Genomic DNA, 18,472 nt, shown 5'->3' on the forward strand with positions numbered 1-18,472 from the left:
GGAGAGGACGGTAACTCAGCCCAGCAGTTCCTGCTCGAGCTTCTTGGCCATCTCTTCGATGTTCTCCGGCGGCCAGCCCGGGATGTCCATGCCGAGGCGCAGACCCATCGAGGACAGCACTTCCTTGATCTCGTTGAGCGACTTGCGGCCGAAGTTCGGCGTACGCAGCATCTCGGCTTCGGTCTTCTGGACCAGGTCGCCGATGTAGATGATGTTGTCGTTCTTGAGGCAGTTGGCCGAACGCACCGACAGTTCCAGCTCGTCGACCTTCTTGAGAAGGTAACGGTTGAGCTGGTTGGTGTCGCTCTCTTCCGCTGCAGCGCCGCCGCCAGCGGCCATGCCGATCATCGGCGACTGGCCGGTCGGAGCCACGTCCTCGAAGTGGACGAACAGCGCCAGCTGGTCCTGCAGGATGCGCGCGGCGTAAGCGACCGCGTCCTCGGGGCTGACGGTGCCGTCAGTCTCGACAGTGAGGTTCAGCTTGTCGTAGTCGAGCTCCTGACCGATGCGGGCGTTGTCGACCTTGTACGAAACCTGGCGCACCGGGGAGTAGAGCGAGTCGACCGGGATGAGGCCGATCGGCGCATCGACCGGACGGTTCGACACGGCCGGCACGTAGCCCTTACCGCTGTCCGCGGTCAGCTCCATGTTCAGCGTCGCGCCTTCGTCGAGGTGGCAGATCACGAGGTTCTTGTTCATCACCTCTATGTCGCCGGTCACGGCGATGTCGCCAGCCTTCACCTCGGCGGGGCCGGTGGCGGAGAGCTGCAGGCGCTTGGGGCCTTCGCCCTGCATCTTGAGCGCGATCTGCTTGACGTTGAGGACGATGTCGGTGACGTCCTCACGCACGCCGGCGAGCGAGCTGAACTCGTGCAGGACGTTCTCGATCTTGATCGACGTGATGGCGGCGCCCTGCAGCGAAGAGAGCAGCACGCGGCGCAGCGCGTTGCCGAGCGTCAGGCCGAAGCCGCGCTCGAGGGGCTCGGCCACGAAAGTGGCGCGCAGCTTGGGGTCAGCCCCCGGCTTGATCTCAAGGCTGTTGGGCTTCTTGAGTTCCTGCCAGTTCTTGATGTTGACTGTCATGTGCTTCCCCTGGGGTAATTCAGTGCGACTTCGGCCGCGAAGCCCTGATGGGCCGCGGCCGATGCGAGGTGGAGGTCGACCGGCCTAGGAACCCGATCCACGCTCCACCCAAGTCCGGTCAGACGCGGCGACGCTTGGAGGGGCGAACGCCGTTGTGCGGGATCGGGGTCACGTCGCGGATCGAGGTGATGGTGAAGCCGACCGCCTGGAGGGCGCGCAGTGCGCTCTCACGGCCCGAACCCGGGCCCTTGACTTCGACTTCAAGCGTGCGGACGCCGTGCTCGGCGGCCTTCTTGCCGGCATCGTCCGCGGCCACCTGGGCGGCGTACGGCGTCGACTTGCGGCTGCCCTTGAAGCCCATCATGCCGGCCGAGGACCACGAGATCGCGTTGCCCTGGGCGTCAGTGATGGTCACCATGGTGTTGTTGAAGCTGGCGTTGACGTGCGCAATGCCGCTGGAGATGTTCTTGCGCTCGCGGCGCTTAATGCGCTGAGGTTCGCGTGCCATGTGGGTTGATCCTGTCGATAAACGCTGAGGGGAAGCTGCTTGCCCCGGATTGAACCAGGGCGGCGCGGCTTACTTCTTCTTGCCGGCGATCGGCTTGGCCTTGCCCTTGCGGGTGCGCGCATTGGTGTGCGTGCGCTGGCCACGGACCGGCAGGCCCTTGCGGTGACGCAGGCCACGGTAGCAGGCGAGGTCCATCAGGCGCTTGATGTTCATCGCGGTCTCGCGACGAAGGTCACCCTCGACGGTGTGATCGGCATCGATCGTCTCGCGGATCTGAAGCACTTCGGCGTCCGAGAGATCCTGCACGCGGCGGGTGTGGTCGATGCCGAGCTTGTCGGCGATCTCGACGGCCTTGGTGCGACCGATACCATGGATGTAGGTCAGCGCGATGATCACGCGCTTGTTCGTGGGGAGGTTTACCCCGGCAATACGAGCCACTTAATTCTCCTGCTCCACAGGGGAGCGTGGCCCCCCTATCTCATCGCGTTGACGCTCTTGTGACAGCGGGATGATCCCAACGGCAAGAGATCCGGCTGGCGAGGCATGCATGCCAAACGCCTTTGCGGACACGGCCGTTTCTGTCGAGCGAGCGGGGCGCTTAGAACGATTCGGGAGAAGTGTCAACGCCGACGCAGCACGGTCCGCGAACCCCTCGTCGCTGGAGCCGACGGGGGTGGGGGTGACGTTGATTGGCATTGTACCGCAGGTGCGGGGCACAGTCAAAGGTGAGGAATGGAGACAACCACCCGTATCGCTCCAATCCGACAGACCCGCTAACTCATCGCCCCGGACTTGATCCGGGGCCCCGCTGTTCTTCTCCGCCGTCGCCATCGCAAGCAGAAGCAGGATCCCGGGTCACGCCCGGGATGACAGAAGAGGCCCAGGAGGTCTCGTCAGACTCGCATCGGCATCAGCACGTAGAGCGCCGGGCTCTTGTCGTCCTGCCGGATCAGCGTCGGCGCGCCGGCGTCGGCCAAGTGCAGCTCGACTGTGTCGCCCTCAATCTGCCCAAGGATGTCCTTGAGGTAGTTCGCATTGAAGCCGATCTCGAAGCCTTCCGCACCATACTGCGCCGGCACTTCCTCGGCCGCGGTACCGTTGTCGGGCGAGGTGACGGAGAGTGTCACCTTGTCGTTGTCGAGCGCCATCTTCACTGCGCGCGTCTTCTCGGTGGCGATCGTCGCAACGCGGTCGACGCCTTCGAAGAACGAGCGGGGATCGACCTTTAGCAGCTTGTCGTTGCCCGTCGGGATCACGCGGCTGTAGTCGGGGAAGGTGCCGTCGATCAGCTTGCTGGTCAGGACCACGCCATGCTCGCCGCCGAGCGTGAAGCGCACTTTGCTGGCCGACAGTTCGACCAGCACGTTGGTGTCGAGCGACTCCTCGAGCAGCTTGCGCAGTTCGGCCACGCACTTACGCGGCACGATCACGTCCGGCATGCCTTGTGCGCCATCCGGGCAGGCCAGGGTGAAGCGGGCGAGCCGATGGCCGTCTGTTGCCGCAGCCTTGAGCTGGTCGTCGGCGACATGGAAGAAGATGCCGTTCAGGTAGTACCGCGTCTCTTCGGTCGAAATGGCGAAGCGGGTGCGATCGATCAGTTGGCCGAGCGTCGCCGCCGGGATCTCGAAGCTGGTCGGCAGCTCGCCTTCGGCGATCATCGGGAAATCGTCGCGCGGCAGCGTCGGCAGCTGGAAGCGGCTGCGCCCCGCCTTCACGACCATGCGGTTGTCCGCGGCATCCAGGCTGACCTGGCTGCCGTCCGGCAGTTTGCGCGCGATGTCGAACAGCAAGTGCGCCGAGACGGTGATAGCGCCGGGCTGCTCCACGGCGATGGCACCGATCGTCTCCACCACCTGCAAGTCGAGGTCGGTCGCCATGATCTTGAGCGCCCCACCCGAGGCGGCCTCGATAAGCACGTTCGAAAGGATGGGAATCGTGTTGCGCCGCTCCACCACGGACTGGACGTGGGACAAGCAACGCAGCAGCGTGGAACGTTCGATGGTGGCCTTCATGATCGCCTCATGTCCCCCGGGTCACGGCCGGCAGTTCGTGCAAGTGAATAAGGACCACCCTCTCTAGCGACGAGTCTTGGGGCAGCAAGCGGGAACAGCCCGGAACCGCGGGTATCTGGGGATAAGGGCGGGGATTGTCCCGCTTCAGATCATCGCCCGCCTCAGATCATCGCCATGCCGCCGTTGACGTGGATCGTCTGCCCGGTGACGTAGCCCGCGTCCTTGCTGGCGAGGAACACGCAGGCGGCGGCGATGTCTGCGCCCTCGCCCATGCGGCCCATCGGGATCTTGGCGTTGAGTGCGTCCTTCTGGGCGTCGGGCAGCACCTCGGTCATGGCGGTTCTGATGAAGCCGGGGGCGACGCAGTTCACCGTCACGTTGCGGCTGGCGAGTTCCTGCGCCAGGCTCTTGGACATCGCGGTGAGCCCGCCCTTGCTGGCGCAGTAGTTCATCTGACCGGGGTTGCCGGTTGTGCCCACGATCGAGGTGACCGTGATGATGCGGCCGAACCTGGCCTTCATCATCGGCTTGGTCACAGCGCGCATCAGGCGGAACGCGGACTCCAGGTTGACCCGGATGACGGCATCCCACTCGTCATCCTTCATCCGCATGGCGAGGTTGTCGCGGGTGATGCCGGCGTTGTTGATCAGGATGTCGATCTTGCCGAGCGAGTCCATGGCGGCCGGCACGAGCTTCTCGACTTGCTCGGCGCTCGACAAGTCGCAAGCGATGGCGACATGGTCGACGTCCTGCAGGTGCTGGGGCGAATGCTCGTCCAACTCGTCTCGGAACGCGCGCAGCTTGGTCTGGTTCGAGCCCGAGATCGCCAGCCGAGCGCCCTGCGCCGCCAGCCCGCGCGCAATCGCCGAACCGATGCCGCCCGAAGCGCCGGTGACGAGGGCGGTCATTCCGTGAAGGTCGAACATTCTACTCTCCGTCATCCATTATCAGCGTGGAGCTGCTCGCTTTGAGCTTAGCGGATCAAAGCGCCTTCGCCAGCGCCTCGATCTCGTCCATGGTCGAGACGGAGGTCACCTCTACGTCCCCGGCCGAACGCTTGATCATCGGGCCGACGACCTTGCCGCCGATCTCGACGAAGTGTTCCACGCCTGCCTCGTGCATGGCGATGGCGCTTTCGCGCCAGCGGACGCGGCCGGTGACTTGCTCCACCAGCAATCGCTTCACTTCCTCGGGATCAGCCGTCATCGCTGCAGTGACGTTCGCGAAGAGCGGCAGGCGCAGCGTGCCCGGGGCTGTTGCGTCGAGTGCCTCGGCCATGGCATCGGCCGCGGGTGCCATCAGCGCGCAATGGAAGGGCGCGGAGACGGGCAGCGCGATGCCCCGCTTGATGCCGTGCTCCTTAACCAAAGCGATTGCGCGCTCGACCGCCTCGCGGTGGCCCGAGAGCACGACCTGGCCCGGATCGTTGTCGTTGGCGACGGAGCAGACCTGGCCTTGCGCCGCGGCTTCGGCCAGCGCCGTCGCCTTCTCGATGTCGGCGCCCAGCAAGGCCGCCATTGCGCCCTGCCCCACCGGAACCGCGGCCTGCATCGACCGGCCGCGTAGCTTCAGCAGGCGCGCGGTGTCGGCCAGGCTGAAGGCACCGACGGCACACAGCGCAGTGTACTCGCCGAGCGAGTGGCCGGCCACGAAATCGCACTTGCTCGCGATCGAGATGCCGCCTTCCTTCTCCAGCACGCGCAGCACGGCGATGGCATTGGCCATGATCGCAGGCTGGGCGTTCTCGGTGAGAGTCAGCTGGTCCTCCGGGCCCTCGCGCATGATGGTCGAGAGCTTCTGGCCGAGCACGTCGTCGACCTCTTCGAACACCTCGCGCGCTACCGCGCTGGCTGCGGCGAGATCCGCGCCCATGCCGATCTTCTGACTGCCTTGTCCGGGGAACACAAATGCACGCATGGCTACCACTTTCGGTGTGCGGCGGCTCTTCTGGCCAACCTGTGACGATTCGATGACGTGGCGCGGCGGACTATTGTGGTTGCGGGGCTGCGGCAAGCCCGAATGGCACGATCTTGTTGGCGGCATCGTGGCCGATGTCTGCACTGCCGAGGTAGGCGATGGCGTGCCGCTCGCACCAGTGACGGGCGATCTGCTCGGCTGTGGCGCCGAATTCGCGGTCGTTCTGCGGCACGTCGCTGACCCGGCCGAGGCGCAGGCCGGCAACGCCGCCTAGGTGCGCGGTGAGGTGGAAGAACAGGCGGTCGATGGCGTAAAGGTGCTCTGACACTTCCTCGACCATGACGACGTGACCGGCCAGGCCCGGCATCAGCGGCGTGCCGCAGAGCATCGCCAGCGTCATCAAGTTGAACGCCACTGTCGGCCGATCGCCCACCGACGGTTCGATGCCGGAGCGATCGCCGTTGAGGAACCGAAGGGCGCGCCGAGCGGCCTCGTCCCCGCCCTCGCGGCGCATGCAGGCGAGCATCGGCGCGTGAACCGGATGACCGATCCGCTCGCGATAGAGCGCACCGAGCAAGTAGCCGGCGTCGGAGTAGCCGAGCCAGGTCTTGTTGCGGGCATTGCGATCGAAGCGGCGCACTGCGTCCTCAGCGATGCGACACGCGCCATAGCCGCCGCGGGCGAACCATACCGCGTCGAACGTGGGGTCGTTCGCGCACTCGACCAGGGCATCCAGCCGCTGCGCGTCGCTCCCGGCGAAGTGACCGTCGACGGCAAAGCTTTGTGGGTGGATGTGGAGTTCGACATTCGGGAACTCGGCGGCGGCGAGAGCATGCACGCGATCTGCGTCCTCAGGCAGGATCGGTGCGGATGGGGCGCAAACGGCGATGCGGATCATGTGCGGGACCAAAGCACCGGACGGGCGTGAATGCCAGTCCAGGCAACACGGTCCTCAACATGTCAGGTGAGTGCTATCCCTTCTCGTAGCCCCCGATCGCAATTGCGGTTGTCGTAACACAAGTGACAGTCCGCCGGACTGGCCTGCCGGCGCCTGCTGCGTTATCCGCTGCCACATGACCGCTCCCACCACTGACCTCACCGCCCATCCCTGGTTCTTCTGCGGCATCGGCGGCTCGGGCATGCTGCCGCTCGCGCTGATCCTCAAGGGTCTGGGCGCATCAGTCGCGGGCTCGGACCGTAGCCGCGACCAGGGACGCAGCACGGCCAAGTTCGCCTGGCTGGAGAGCGAAGGCTTCCAGCTGTTCCCGCAGGACGGCAGCGGCGTCATCTCGGCCGACCAGGTGCTGGTCGCCTCGGCCGCGGTCGAGGACACGGTGCCAGAAGTCGTGCGGGCGCGAGAACTCGGTTGCGAGCGGATGAGCCGCGCGCAGCTGCTCGCCGCCCTGTTCAACGCCTCCCCGCGCGGGATCGCAGTGGGGGGCACCAGCGGCAAGTCGACGGTCACCGGCATGATCGGCTGGATCCTCACCGCGTGCCGTCGCGATCCGACCATCATGAACGGCGCCGTGATGAAGAACTTCCGCGCACCCGACGCGCCCTTCGCCAGCGCGCGTGTCGGCCAAGGCGGCGTGTTCGTCTCTGAGGTGGACGAGAGCGATGGATCGATCGCGCTCTATCGGCCCGAGGTGGCGGTGCTCGGCAACGTCAGCCTCGACCACAAGAGCCTGGAGGAACTGCGCGCCCTCTTCGGCGCCTTCCTGGCGGCCTCACAAGTAGGTGTGGTGAACCTCGACGATGCGGAAAGCGCCGAGCTGGCGTCGCGGGCGAACCAGCTGCTCAGCTTCGGCCTGGAGAGCCAGGACGCTGCCATCGGCGTGGAGCCCGGCAGCGTGGTGCAATGGGCGGACGTCATCGAAGCGCGCATTGTCGACCGTCGCAGCGGCGAGGCACATGCGCTGGTGCTGCAGCAGCCCGGCCGCCACAATCTCTACAATGCCCTCGCCGCGCTGGCGGGCTGTGTCGCACTCGGCGTGCCGCTGGCCGAAGCGGTCGCCGCGCTCGGCAGCTTCGAGGGCCTGGCGCGGCGGTTCGACGTGATCGGCACCAGCCCATCGGGCGTGACGGTCATCGACGACTTCGGGCACAACCCCGACAAGGTGTCGGCCACGCTGGCGACGCTCAAGGCGCACCCGGGCCGCGTCGTCGCGTTCTTCCAGCCACATGGGTACGGCCCCTTGCGGCAAATGGGTGCCGAGCTTGCCGAGGTCTTCGCGAGGTTGCTGGGCGGCGATGACGTGGTGCTGCTGTGCGATCCGGTCTACTTCGGCGGCACCGTCGACCGCAGCGAAGGCAGCGAGCGGATCGTCGAGCTGATCCGTGCCGCCGGCGCCCAAGCAGAGTATGTGCCGACCCGTGAAGAATGTGGCGAGCGGATCGTCGAACTCGCTCAGCCAGGCGACCGCGTGGTGATCATGGGTGCGCGGGACGATACCTTGACCACCTTCGCGCAGGATCTGCTGTCGAGGTTACGCTAAGGGCGGCTCAATGCGGCGCCTTGCCCCTGGTCTTCGCCACCAGATGCACCGCGAATGCGATCACTCCGCCCAGCACCAGCCCGACAATCGCGGAAAGCACCGCATACGTCAGCCAACCCAGCACGCCACCCAACGCGCCGGTCGCTTGCGCCACGCCGTGCTGCGCACCGTGCGCGAAGTGCGCCAGCGCTCCGAAGCCGAGTTCCTCCGTGCCATGCAGGATGATCCCGCCGCCGACCCACAGCATCGCCACCGTGCCAACGCTCGCCAGCACGGTCAGCAGGATCGGCATCGCACGAAGGAGCGCCTTGCCGGTGCTCTGCGCAGACGCGCTGTCCTTCTTGGCCAGATGCAGGCCGATGTCGTCCATCTTCACGATCAGCGCGACGGCGCCATAGACCATGATCGTGATCACCACGCCGACCAACGCCAGGATCACCGCGCGCCCGATGAAGGTCTGGTCCGCCACTTCTGCGAGCGCGATGGCCATGATCTCGGCCGAGAGGATCAGGTCGGTGCGCACCGCGCCCGAAACACGCGCCTTTTCGAACGCGGCGACGTCGGTCGGCTGATCCTCCAACGTCTCGCCGTGCTTGGCGCCGCCCAGCTTCTCCACCACCTTCTCGGCGCCCTCGAACGAAAGGTACGCGCCGCCCAGCATCAGCAGCGGTGTGATCGCCCAGGGCAGGAACTGGCTGAGCAGCAGCGCCACGGGCAGCAGGATGACCAGCTTGTTGAACAGCGAGCCCTTGGCGATCGCCCAGATCACCGGCAGTTCGCGATCGGGCGTGAAGTCCGTCACGTAGGACGGCGTCACCGCCGCATCGTCGATCACCACGCCGGCGGCCTTGCTGCCCGCCTTGGCGATCCCGGCCGCGACATCGTCTACCGAGGCGGCCGCGGCGCGGGCGATGACGGCGACATCGTCGAGCAAGGCGACGAGACCAGATGGCATGGCGGTAAGCTCCCCTGTTGCAACCGCGCCCGCTCTGGCCGATTCCAGGGCGCAATGCGAGAACGAAGGCGGAAATGCGTGCAGGCCGACGCGGTTGCATCCTTGGACCGGGCGGCGCGTTACAAAACAATGCGCGCGATCGAGGCGGGACGATGACGGACGCTGCGACGGGCGCCTCGACGGGCGTTGCCACGGAAGCGAAGCCAAGGGCGCAGCGCAGCGCGGTCCTTCGCCGCCATGTCCGCGCGCATCCCTTCCTGGCGCTGTTCCTGCTGCTGCTCTTAGGCCTTGTGCTGTGGCAGACCTGGATGGCCCCGCCATGGCGCCTCAACGCTACGCCGCGGCTGGCGGGCGTCGACCTGCTCGACGCGAACGGCAAAGTCTTCGCGCACCGCGGCCCACGCCCCTCCGAACGGATCGACGCCGCCACGCTGCCGGACGACGTGCGCGACGCGTTTCTCGCGATCGAGGACCGCCGCTTCTACAGCCACGGCGCGCTCGACTATCGCGGCCTCGCCCGCGCGGTGCTGACCAACTTGCGCGCGGGTGGCGTGTCGCAGGGCGGCTCGACGATTACGCAGCAGTACGTCAAGAACGCCTTCCTCACTCACGACCGCACCTGGACCCGCAAGTTCAAGGAACTGCTGCTCGCCGACTGGGTCGAGAACTGGATGAGCAAGGACGAGATCCTCTCGCGCTACCTGGAGCACGCGTACTTCGGCGCGCAGCAGACGGGCCTTGCCGCCGCCGCGCGCTTCTACTTCGACAAGGCGCCCGAGAAGCTGACGCTCGGCCAGGCCGCGATGCTGGCGGGGTTGGTCAAGGCGCCCTCTCGCCTCGCTCCCACGGTGGACCGCGCGGCAGCCCGCGCCCGCATGCGCGTGGTGCTGGGTGCAATGGCCGACGCCGGGTTCATCACCGATCGCGAAGCCAAACGAGTGCGTAATCCACGCGTCGTATCCTCTGGTCGCACGCGCGAGAGCGCCGGCTGGTTCGCCGACTGGCTCTACACCCGCCTGCCCGAAGACAGCGCCGGCCGCATCGCCACCACGCTCGAGCCCGACATCCAGCGCCGCGCCGAGCGAGCGGTAGATCAGGCGCGGCTCGGGGGCGCCGAGATCGCTCTGATCGCGCTACGGCCGGACGGGCGTGTTGCCGCGCTTGTGGGCGGCAGCGACTGGCAGCCGGGCGCCTTCAACCGCGTCAGCCAGGCGCGGCGCCAACCCGGCTCCACCTTCAAGCTGTTCGACTACTTCGCCGCCCTGCGCGCCGGCGCCCGTCCGGACGACGTGGTGTTCGACGCCCCGATCGTGGTGGGCGAGTGGCGCCCGACCAATGGCTACCGCGGCTATCGCGGGCCGATGACCCTGCGCGAGGCCTTCGCCGTGTCCAGCAACACGGCCGCGGTGCGCATCGCCCGGGCGGCGGGCTACCGCGAAGTGGTACGCGCCGCTCACGACCTTGGCATCACCTCTGCCCTTCCCGAAGGCGCGCCCAGCCTGCCGCTCGGCACGGCAACGCTCACCCTCGAGGAGCTCGCCGGTGCCTACGCTGCCTTCGCGCTAGGCCGCTATCCGGTTCAGGTCCACGGGCTGATCGACGGCACCAAGCTGCCCGCCAAGCGGCTCGACGAACAGCGTGAGTGGGCGCCGATGCTCGACCTCCTTTGGGAAGCGGCCAATGCCGGCACCGGCCGCCGCGCCGCCTCGTTGCGACTGCCTGTGTTCGGCAAGACCGGCACCTCCCAGGACGGGCGTGACACCCTGTTCGTCGGCTTCTCGGGCGACCTCGTCACCGCGATCTGGATCGGTCGCGACGACAACAAGCCGATCCCCGGCGCCAGCGGCGGCCACATGCCCGCACAAGTCTGGCGATCGTTCATGAGCGGGTTGCGGCTGAAGTCCATTCCGATCCCGGCCCCACCTCGCGCCGCGCGCGAACGTCGCCTTTGGGGCGCGGAGGACACGCCCGGCCTCGACGTTCAGGACGGCTACGAGGATGAGGCCGACGGCGCCGACCAGGGCGCGCCGACGATTCAGCTGCCCGTTGCGCCGTTCGGCGCTCCTGCGCCTGACAACGGCAATGTCGCTCCACCGCTCATAGCACCCGGACCTCCGTCCGCACCCTACGGGGACGAAGCACCGGCTCCGCCGGACTATCCTCCGGAGGACACAGAGTAGACCCGATGAGCGTTCGGTACGTGACCGGCTGGAAGCTGAACGAGGACGACCGGGCCCGCCTTCTCACCCGCTTCGCGCCGGTATTCCCAGATGTGGTCGCCGATCATGTCACCTTGCGCACCGGCACCGACGAGACCACCGCGCTGCCCAGTCAAACGCACGGCGGAGTCGTCGGCGAGATCGACGATGGGGTCGGTGTGCAGGCACTCGTCGTGCAGATCGGCGGCACCACCATCAGGGAGGATGGAGGTACCTTCCACATCACTTGGTCGCTCGACAAAGCTGCCGGACGGCGCGCCGTGGAAAGCAATGCAGTGATCGCCGCACTCGGCTGGCGACCACTCGCTCAGCCACTGCCGATCCGGCTCGTGCCCGCCCATTTTCGTGTGAGTTGAATGGCTCAGGCAGCGCTCATGCGCGTCGGGGCAAGACTTCGCGCACCTGCCACCCAGCCCGACCAGGCGGCGGCGAGACCAACCGCCGCAGCCACAGCCAGCACGAGCGAAAGCGGCAGGGCGCCGATGCCCAGGAACACAGCGTTCCATGCGGCGCTCTCACCAACGATCGGGAACAGCACGCTCTGGACTGCCAAGGCGGCGGCACTGACGGCGAACGGTCGACCATGGCGCGGCGCCTCGAAATAAAGCGCCGCTGCCACCGCGATGGCAACGAGGTTGGCGGCCTCCACGGCATAACTGAACTTCCAGAACTCCGCCGGCCCATGGATCTGCAGCATCGGCACGAAGCCGCCTATGATGCGCCCGATGATCGGCGCGAGGAGAAACAGCACGGTCGCCATCATGTATCGCGGGTGCAGGTGAGGACGACGTCGAAACGCCAGCGCGCGCGAGAACAACCAGGCCACCATGCCGCCGGCGATCACGTCGATCATGCCCAGATGCGCACCGTGAACCGCGTAGAACGGATCCGCGGGCGTCGCCGCTGCCATGCTGTGCAGAACACCGCCCATGCCGGCAAGCAGCAACGGGAAGTAGGCGACGCTCGCCTTCCCGGCAAAAGCATGGACGGGAAGCAGCTGGCGGTGGGCAGACCAGCTCTGCAATCCGAGCAGCACGATCCAGATCGTTGCCGTTGCGCCATGGACGTGAAACGCCAGCGGCGCGCTTTGCAGTACGCTGTAGTAGGCAGGCCAGAACGCGATGCCAGTCAGCGCGAGCAGGAAGGCCATGGCGATCGGTGCGGTGCGGTACGGCATGGACGCGAGCCCCTCCCCAAGGCACGTTCGTGCGGCTGACTGGCAGCCCACAACCGATCCAAAGTTTCCGCCTCTCCGCCGCCGGTGTCAACCTCGCGGCGCGATACACCGGTGACGCCCGCGAGCCCCCGGTCTAAGCGCAGGACATGACTGCCGTGTTGCCCGCCCTTCCTTTCCAGACTGCGCAGATCCAGGTCCTGCTTCCGTGGCTGAATCTTGCCGGACTCGCGGTCTTCGCTGCCTCGGGCGCGCTGGCGGCGGTGCGCAAGCGACTGGACTTCGTGGGCGGGTGTTTCTTCGCGCTGATCACCGCGACCGGGGGCGGCACCCTGCGCGACCTTCTCATCCGCGCCCCGGTGTTCTGGATGCAGGATGCCGCGCCGGTGCTGCTGTGCCTCGGCGTGGCATTGGCGGCCTGGGCGATCCCGCTCAAGTGGTGGCCCGAGCGGGCGCTCGATTGGTTCGATGCCATGGGCCTCGCCGCCTACGCGGTTTACGGCGCTGGCAAGGCGCTGCAGTTCGGGATCGGGCCGATCCCGGCGGTTGCGGCGGGCGTGATCACCGCGTGCCTGGGAGGCGTGATCCGCGACATTACCGCGGGCGTACCCTCGATCCTGCTGCGTCACGAGCTTTACGTCACCGCAGCGCTTGCGGCGGCGACCTTGTTCGTGGTCCTGACTTCGCTTGGCCTCTCGGCGCCGCTCCCCGCACTGCTCGGCTTCCTGGCCGGCTTTGCAACCCGCGCGGCCGCCATCGTGTGGAAGATCACCCTGCCGCCCCATCGCGGCGCGTGAGCATCCTTGCTATCTGCACAAAACCCTGTATGGGCCCGCTTTCCAAGAAAGCCGGAGGGGCCCCGCAATCGTGCGGATCAGCCAGCGATCGGTTACAGATGTGAAGGAAGCTGCCGTGGCTCATTATGAGCACGTGTTCCTGGCGCGCCAGGATCTGAGCCAGTCGCAAGTCGACGCGCTCGCCACCACCGCCACCGAGATCGTCGAAGCCAACCAGGGCAAGGTCGTCAAGACTGAGTCGTGGGGCCTCAAGAATCTCGCCTACAAGATCAAGCGCAACCGCAAGGCTCACTTCGTGATGCTCAACCTCGATGCCGACGGCGCCGCCGTTGCCGAGTTGGAGCGTCAGACCGCCATTAACGAGGACATCATCCGCTGGGTGACGATCCGCGTTGACGAGCACGAGGAAGGCCCCTCGGTGATGATGCGCAAGTCCGACCGCGAGCGTACTCGCCGTCGCGAACGCGAAGGAGCCTGACCCATGGCACGCGCCTTTTTCCGCCGCCGCAAGTCCTGCCCGTTCTCGGGCAAGAACGCGCCGAAGATCGATTACAAGGACGTGCGCCTGCTGCAGGGCTTCATGTCCGAGCGGGGCAAGATCGTCCCCAGCCGCATCACCGCGGTGTCCGCCAAGAAGCAGCGTGAGCTGGGCCAGGCTATCAAGCGCGCCCGGCACATCGGCCTGCTTCCGTACATCGTGAAGTAAGGAGCAACAGGCATGGACATCATCCTCCTGGAGCGCGTCGAGAAGCTCGGCGCCATTGGTGACGTCGTTTCCGTCAAGGACGGTTACGCACGCAACTACCTGCTCCCCAACAAGAAGGCCCTGCGCGCCAACGAGCGCAACAAGCAGGTCTTCGAAGCCAGCCGCGCCAAGATCGAGGCGGACAACGCCGAGCGTCGTGGCGAAGCCGAGAAGCACTCCGCCGACGTCGAGGGCAAGCAGGTCGTCCTGATCCGCGCCTCGTCGAACTCGGGCCAGCTCTACGGTTCGGTCTCGGTGCGCGACATCGTCGACGCACTGAACGCCGATGGCGCCAAGGTGACCAAGCAGATGATCGTGCTGGAACGCCCGATCAAGACGCTCGGCATCTTCGACGTTCGCGTTTCCCTGCACCCCGAAGTCTCGGTGGGCGTCAAGGTCAACGTCGCGCGCTCGCCCGACGAAGCCGAACTGCAGTCGCAGGGCGTCGACGTGATGGCCTCGATGTTCGAAGCCGACACCAGCGGCTTCACCGAACGCCGCGATCCCAGCCTCGAGCCGGGCGAGATCGTCGTCGACGAGGACGAAGGCGAAGAGCAGCAGGCCTGAGCCTAGCGCTTCACAGCTAACGAAAAGCCCTCGCTTCCATGCGGAAGCGGGGGCTTTTTGTTGGTGGGACGTAGCTGTCGATGGCGGGTTGTTGGTCAATTGCCGAGGTTTGCGAGTAGAGCCGCCGCACCTCGTGCCACCGATGCAGACCGAGACATGCGAGGCCGAGGCGGGCTAAACGCCCCATCAACATCAGCACCTTACATCAACACCCCATGAGCTGAGCTTGTCAGAGTACGCCAGCTGCCGGTGCAATCAGTACGCATTAGAGCTGCAGGATACACCATTGTCTGCTTCCCCTTGTTTGTTGCCGTCCGGATGTCTGACGTCTGGACGTTAGCCGCGGCAGCAGCCATGATCCGCTCGATGATCGAAGTCAGGGCCCCGTTGGAAATCAGGGCTGATGGTGAAGCCGGGTGGGAACTCGTCTTCTGGGTGCTAGACAGTTTCAACTATACGACGCCATTTCGTGCCATCTTAGCGGAGATTGCAGAAGCGCTAGGACAACAGCCGATCCACTCGCTTTCGCTTTCCGACAATACTACTGACGAGGACTTCATGGAGGGAACTTTGAAGTTCGACGGAGGGCCGCTGCGGGTCTACTACGAACACGCTCTTAGCTATCTTACCTTGGGTAGCGTTGACCGCGAGTTGCTAACAAAGATGGCAGTGCGTGTGCAGCCACGGGTCATACTTGTATAATCAGCGGCAGCTTCCGGCACCGCCCGTTACCTTCCGCTCCGCTCGTCACCCGAACCTGTTTCGGGGTCCATCCCACCTCATCGATCCCTACTGTAAGCAGCAAACCGACCGTTCGCCTTACGCCAGCGATGTCGGGCCAAGCGGCACAATGGATCCTGAAACAAGTTCAGGATGACGAGTGTGCGGAGGCAAGCCATTTGCCACCGCACCGCACGCCCGGAGAAAAAAAGGGCGGACCTTCGCCCGCCCCATACTCATTAAAGCCCGTCGAGGCCTTTGCTGACCAGCACGTTCACCGCAACGCGGCGGTTCTGTGCCTTGCCTTCCTCGGTGGTGTTGTCAGCCATCGGGTCGGCCTCGGCCATGCCGGTGGGGGTCAGCATGCGGTAGGGCTTCCAGTGGCAGGCTTGCTGGAGATAGTTCACCACACGGCCGGCGCGCTTGTCGCTCAGCTGCTGGTTGTATTCCTCGCTGCCGACGGAGTCGGTGTAGCCGACGACCAGCAGCAGCGCGTTGTCCATGCTCTCGGCAGTCTTGGCGGCGTTGCACAAGTCGGCCTTGCCCTGCTCGGACAGGACCGCCTTGCCGGTGTCGAAGTTGACGTTGGTGGTGCTCTTCACGTTGTACTGGTCGATATCGCCCATGCGGCCGCGCAGCGCCTCGGTTGCCGCGCTCTGCTCGGCGAAGCGCTGGTCGGTGCCGTTGTGGATCATCGTCGCAGTCTTGAGGTCCTTGTTCTTCAAGTCGACCTGCGTCGCCAGCAGCACGCCGCCGCCCTGCATAGTCTTCACGCTGACCGGCAGGCCGTTGAGCAGCGAAGTCGCCGCCAGCTTGCTGCGGTTGAGGTTCAGGAATCCACCGGCCGCCTTGATCTTGGTCGCATCGTTGATGGTAACCACGGACTTGGTGCCATCCTGGCCTGTGACCTGCATACGGTCACCGCTGCGTGCGGAGATGATGCCTTCGATCTCGGGACCCTTGGTCATCGAGGCCGGATCGGGCACCGAAGTGTCGGTCACGCTGCCGGTCACGCCGGCGTCGGCGGACTCTTGCGCATGCAGGCTGCCGGCGGTGCCGGCCAGCAGCGCCATGATCAGTAGCGCCTTGGGGCTCTTGGAAATGGTCGTCATCGTTCTACTCCTCCAAACTTGCCCAGGGAGGAGCCGCATTCCGGTCGACCGCCGCTTTCGCGATGGCACATCCGACCGGCACGCCCCCTCTGTCCCGCTCACGAGACGCGCGGCATGGCGCCGCACCTGGTGCTGCCATGCGTGTTCAGCCCGACATTTCGCGTGGATGAACACTGCTGCTTGAACAGCCAAATGCGCGGTTGGTGCGAGGCGGCAGCGCGATGAGCCGAAGTGGATCGAAGCGGACGCTACCATAGTTACGACCGCGTGCGAGGGCAGCTGGTCCGTTTCGACACGCTCGGCGCCGACGGTGTTGGGAGTAAGGCTGCGCCCGTGCAAAAGCTTCGATGCCACTAGCTGCGATCTACGCCACGACCGCCCAGGCTGAGCTTGTCGAAGCCCGCCAGCCGCTCTGGCGCTACCGCCAGGGCCGGCCAGTCATCCCGCGGTCGCGGGAGCGGCCAGGGGGAAGAACGGAATCGCCGCGCGCAGATCCGAGCCATCGGCGCGCTCGAATGTGTAGTAGCCTTCCATGCTGCCATGTGGCGTCGCCAGAGGGCATCCAGAGACGTAGTCGTGGCTCTGGCCGGGCTGCAGCAGCGGCTGCTCACCCACCACGCCTTCGCCTTCGACAAGGTTCACGGCGCCGTGGCCATCGGTGATGCGCCAGTGTCGGGTCACCAGGCGGACGGCCTGCTCGCCGCCGTTCTCGATACGGATATGGTAGACCCAGAACCACTTGCCGGCTTCCACGCGCGATTGCTCGGGCAGGAAGTTCACCGCGACCCGCACGGTGATTCCGTCTGTGACGGCGGCGTGTTGGAACAGCTCCTTCATCTCACGACAAAAGGTAACGGTTCGCATCGCGCGGTCAACACCGTTCGCGCGGGAAATTTTGCAAGTGCGAGGGAACTCTCCCGCGCGGCTACAGTCCCGCCTTGGCAAAGGCTTGGTCGAGGTCCTCGATCAGATCGTCGGGATCTTCCAGGCCGACGTTCAGGCGCAGCATGCCCTCGCCGATGCCCATTGCCTCGCGCGCCTCGGGCCCCATGTTGTGGTGGGTGGATGACGCCGGATGACACATCAGCGAGCGCGAGTCGCCGATGTTGTTGGAAATATCGATCAGTTCCAGTGCGTCGAGCAGCGCATGCGCCTGCGTGCGGCCGCCATCGAGCACGAAGCTGAAAATGGGGCCGCAGGCGTCCATCTGCTTCACTGCAAGCGCGTGCTGCGGGTGGCTCTCCAGAAAAGGATGAAGGATCTGCGGCACGCGGCTCTCGACAAAGCGGCCCACCTTCATCGCGTTCTCGCTCTGGCGCTTGGCGCGCAGGTCCAGCGTCTCTAGTCCCTTGAGCACCACCCAAGCGTTGAACGGCGAGAGGTTGGGCCCGGTGTTGCGCTGGAACGGCAGCAGCTTGTCGTTGATGAAGGCTTCCGTCCCGCAAACCGCGCCGGCGAGCACGCGGCCCTGCCCGTCCATCAGCTTGGTGGCCGAGTAGGCGACGACATCCGCGCCGAACTCGATCGGCCGTTGGAGCGCCGGCGAGCAGAACGCGTTGTCGACCACCGAGGTGATCCCGTGCGCCCGGGCGAGACCGCAGATGTACTCGAGATCGGCGACGTCCATCGTCGGATTCGCCGGCGTTTCGAAGAAGAACACCTTGGTGTTGGGCCGGATCGCGGCTTCCCACGCCGCGTTATCGCGCGCGTCGACTACGGTGACGTCCACGCCGAAGCGCGGCAGCAAGTGGTCGCCCAGCCAGCGGCATGAACCGAACGCGGCGCGCGCCGTTACCATGTGGTCGCCGGCCGAGAGTTGGCAGAGCAGCGCCGCGGTCATCGCCGCCATGCCGGACGCCTGGGTGCGGCATGCCTCGGCACCTTCCAGCAGGGCGATGCGCTCTTCCAGCATCTGCACCGTCGGGTTCTGGAGGCGCGAATAGGTCATGCCCGCATCTTCGCCGGCGAAGCGCGCGGCAACGGTGGCGGCATCGTCGTACGAGTAGCCCGAGGTGAGGAACAGCGCCTCGCTGGTCTCACCCATCTCCGACCGCCACGTGCCGCCGCGGATGGCGCGGGTGGCCGGCCGCCATTGGAGGGTCTTGGTGCGATCTTGTCCGGTGGTGCGCTTCATGGCTGCGGCGTTTACGGGCGAGTGCGGGTCGAGA

Annotated in this window: 20 protein-coding genes; 8 read left to right on the forward strand and 12 right to left on the reverse strand. The window is 66.0% G+C overall.

The features are described 5' to 3' along the window. Positions 1 to 15 precede the first annotated feature (15 nt). The 7 genes from GV044_RS12440 to GV044_RS12470 form a co-directional block, all read right to left on the reverse strand. On the reverse strand, positions 16 to 1,083 hold the full coding sequence (locus tag GV044_RS12440) for a DNA-directed RNA polymerase subunit alpha (protein ID WP_159870161.1): 1,068 nt from the start codon (positions 1,081 to 1,083) through the stop codon (positions 16 to 18). Positions 1,084 to 1,201: 118 nt separating this feature from the next. Next, complete coding sequence (gene rpsK / locus GV044_RS12445) at positions 1,202 to 1,591, reverse strand: 30S ribosomal protein S11 (protein WP_058736858.1); 390 nt, start codon at positions 1,589 to 1,591, stop codon at positions 1,202 to 1,204. 69 nt (positions 1,592 to 1,660) lie between these two features. Further along, positions 1,661 to 2,029 (reverse strand): 30S ribosomal protein S13, encoded by a 369-nt coding sequence (gene rpsM, locus GV044_RS12450; protein WP_103728322.1) that lies wholly within the window; start codon positions 2,027 to 2,029, stop codon positions 1,661 to 1,663. A gap of 455 nt (positions 2,030 to 2,484) precedes the next feature. Beyond that, complete coding sequence (dnaN, locus tag GV044_RS12455; RefSeq protein WP_159870164.1) at positions 2,485 to 3,603, reverse strand: DNA polymerase III subunit beta; 1,119 nt, start codon at positions 3,601 to 3,603, stop codon at positions 2,485 to 2,487. A 161-nt stretch (positions 3,604 to 3,764) separates the two neighbouring features. Next, positions 3,765 to 4,529 carry a 3-oxoacyl-[acyl-carrier-protein] reductase gene (gene fabG, locus GV044_RS12460; RefSeq protein WP_159870167.1) on the reverse strand — a complete coding sequence of 255 codons (765 nt, stop codon included), beginning with the start codon at positions 4,527 to 4,529 and terminating at the stop codon, positions 3,765 to 3,767. A gap of 55 nt (positions 4,530 to 4,584) precedes the next feature. Further along, on the reverse strand, positions 4,585 to 5,520 hold the full coding sequence (gene fabD / locus GV044_RS12465) for an ACP S-malonyltransferase (protein WP_159870170.1): 936 nt from the start codon (positions 5,518 to 5,520) through the stop codon (positions 4,585 to 4,587). Between the two features lie 70 nt (positions 5,521 to 5,590). Next, a complete protein-coding gene (locus GV044_RS12470; RefSeq protein ID WP_159870173.1) occupies positions 5,591 to 6,418 on the reverse strand; it encodes an LD-carboxypeptidase in 828 nt (275 codons plus the stop codon). A 175-nt stretch (positions 6,419 to 6,593) separates the two neighbouring features. On the opposite strand from GV044_RS12470, the gene murC reads away from it, so the two are divergent. After that, entirely contained in the window at positions 6,594 to 8,015 is a 1,422-nt protein-coding gene (gene murC, locus GV044_RS12475; RefSeq protein ID WP_159870176.1) for a UDP-N-acetylmuramate--L-alanine ligase, read from the forward strand. Positions 8,016 to 8,022: 7 nt separating this feature from the next. On the opposite strand, the gene GV044_RS12480 is transcribed toward murC, so the two are convergent. Next, positions 8,023 to 8,970: a DUF808 domain-containing protein gene (locus GV044_RS12480; RefSeq protein ID WP_159870179.1), complete on the reverse strand. Its 948-nt coding sequence runs from the start codon at positions 8,968 to 8,970 to the stop codon at positions 8,023 to 8,025. A 152-nt stretch (positions 8,971 to 9,122) separates the two neighbouring features. On the opposite strand from GV044_RS12480, the gene GV044_RS12485 reads away from it, so the two are divergent. Together GV044_RS12485 and GV044_RS12490 are read left to right on the forward strand one after the other, a co-directional pair. Then, a complete protein-coding gene (locus GV044_RS12485) occupies positions 9,123 to 11,150 on the forward strand; it encodes a transglycosylase domain-containing protein (protein ID WP_159870182.1) in 2,028 nt (675 codons plus the stop codon). A gap of 5 nt (positions 11,151 to 11,155) precedes the next feature. After that, positions 11,156 to 11,545, forward strand: coding sequence for a hypothetical protein (locus tag GV044_RS12490; RefSeq protein WP_159870185.1), 390 nt, complete (start codon positions 11,156 to 11,158; stop codon positions 11,543 to 11,545). A gap of 5 nt (positions 11,546 to 11,550) precedes the next feature. On the opposite strand, the gene GV044_RS12495 is transcribed toward GV044_RS12490, so the two are convergent. Then, on the reverse strand, positions 11,551 to 12,366 hold the full coding sequence (locus tag GV044_RS12495) for a hypothetical protein (protein WP_159870188.1): 816 nt from the start codon (positions 12,364 to 12,366) through the stop codon (positions 11,551 to 11,553). A gap of 146 nt (positions 12,367 to 12,512) precedes the next feature. Between GV044_RS12495 and GV044_RS12500 the strand changes: the two genes are divergently transcribed. The 5 genes from GV044_RS12500 (at position 12,513) to GV044_RS12520 (ending at position 15,174) form a co-directional block, all read left to right on the forward strand. Further along, positions 12,513 to 13,160: a trimeric intracellular cation channel family protein gene (locus GV044_RS12500; RefSeq protein ID WP_159870191.1), complete on the forward strand. Its 648-nt coding sequence runs from the start codon at positions 12,513 to 12,515 to the stop codon at positions 13,158 to 13,160. A gap of 115 nt (positions 13,161 to 13,275) precedes the next feature. After that, the gene (gene rpsF / locus GV044_RS12505) at positions 13,276 to 13,638 is read left to right on the forward strand and encodes a 30S ribosomal protein S6 (protein WP_159870194.1); all 363 of its coding nucleotides are present in this window, start codon (positions 13,276 to 13,278) and stop codon (positions 13,636 to 13,638) included. A 3-nt stretch (positions 13,639 to 13,641) separates the two neighbouring features. Further along, positions 13,642 to 13,866, forward strand: a complete 225-nt coding sequence (gene rpsR, locus GV044_RS12510) for a 30S ribosomal protein S18 (protein ID WP_008994285.1) — start codon at positions 13,642 to 13,644, stop codon at positions 13,864 to 13,866. A 12-nt stretch (positions 13,867 to 13,878) separates the two neighbouring features. Then, complete coding sequence (rplI, locus tag GV044_RS12515) at positions 13,879 to 14,472, forward strand: 50S ribosomal protein L9 (protein ID WP_159870197.1); 594 nt, start codon at positions 13,879 to 13,881, stop codon at positions 14,470 to 14,472. A 318-nt stretch (positions 14,473 to 14,790) separates the two neighbouring features. Beyond that, positions 14,791 to 15,174, forward strand: a complete 384-nt coding sequence (locus GV044_RS12520; protein WP_159870200.1) for a hypothetical protein — start codon at positions 14,791 to 14,793, stop codon at positions 15,172 to 15,174. 257 nt (positions 15,175 to 15,431) lie between these two features. On the opposite strand, the gene GV044_RS12525 is transcribed toward GV044_RS12520, so the two are convergent. The 3 genes from GV044_RS12525 to GV044_RS12535 form a co-directional block, all read right to left on the reverse strand. Then, positions 15,432 to 16,304: an OmpA family protein gene (locus GV044_RS12525; RefSeq protein ID WP_159870203.1), complete on the reverse strand. Its 873-nt coding sequence runs from the start codon at positions 16,302 to 16,304 to the stop codon at positions 15,432 to 15,434. Between the two features lie 438 nt (positions 16,305 to 16,742). Beyond that, positions 16,743 to 17,141, reverse strand: coding sequence for a Co2+/Mg2+ efflux protein ApaG (gene apaG, locus GV044_RS12530; protein WP_159871461.1), 399 nt, complete (start codon positions 17,139 to 17,141; stop codon positions 16,743 to 16,745). An 88-nt stretch (positions 17,142 to 17,229) separates the two neighbouring features. Then, on the reverse strand, positions 17,230 to 18,438 hold the full coding sequence (locus GV044_RS12535; protein ID WP_159870206.1) for a PLP-dependent aspartate aminotransferase family protein: 1,209 nt from the start codon (positions 18,436 to 18,438) through the stop codon (positions 17,230 to 17,232). Positions 18,439 to 18,472: the final 34 nt, after the last annotated feature.

Origin of the sequence: Novosphingobium sp. 9U, assembly GCF_902506425.1 — a bacterium.
Taxonomy (GTDB): Bacteria; Pseudomonadota; Alphaproteobacteria; order Sphingomonadales; family Sphingomonadaceae; genus Novosphingobium.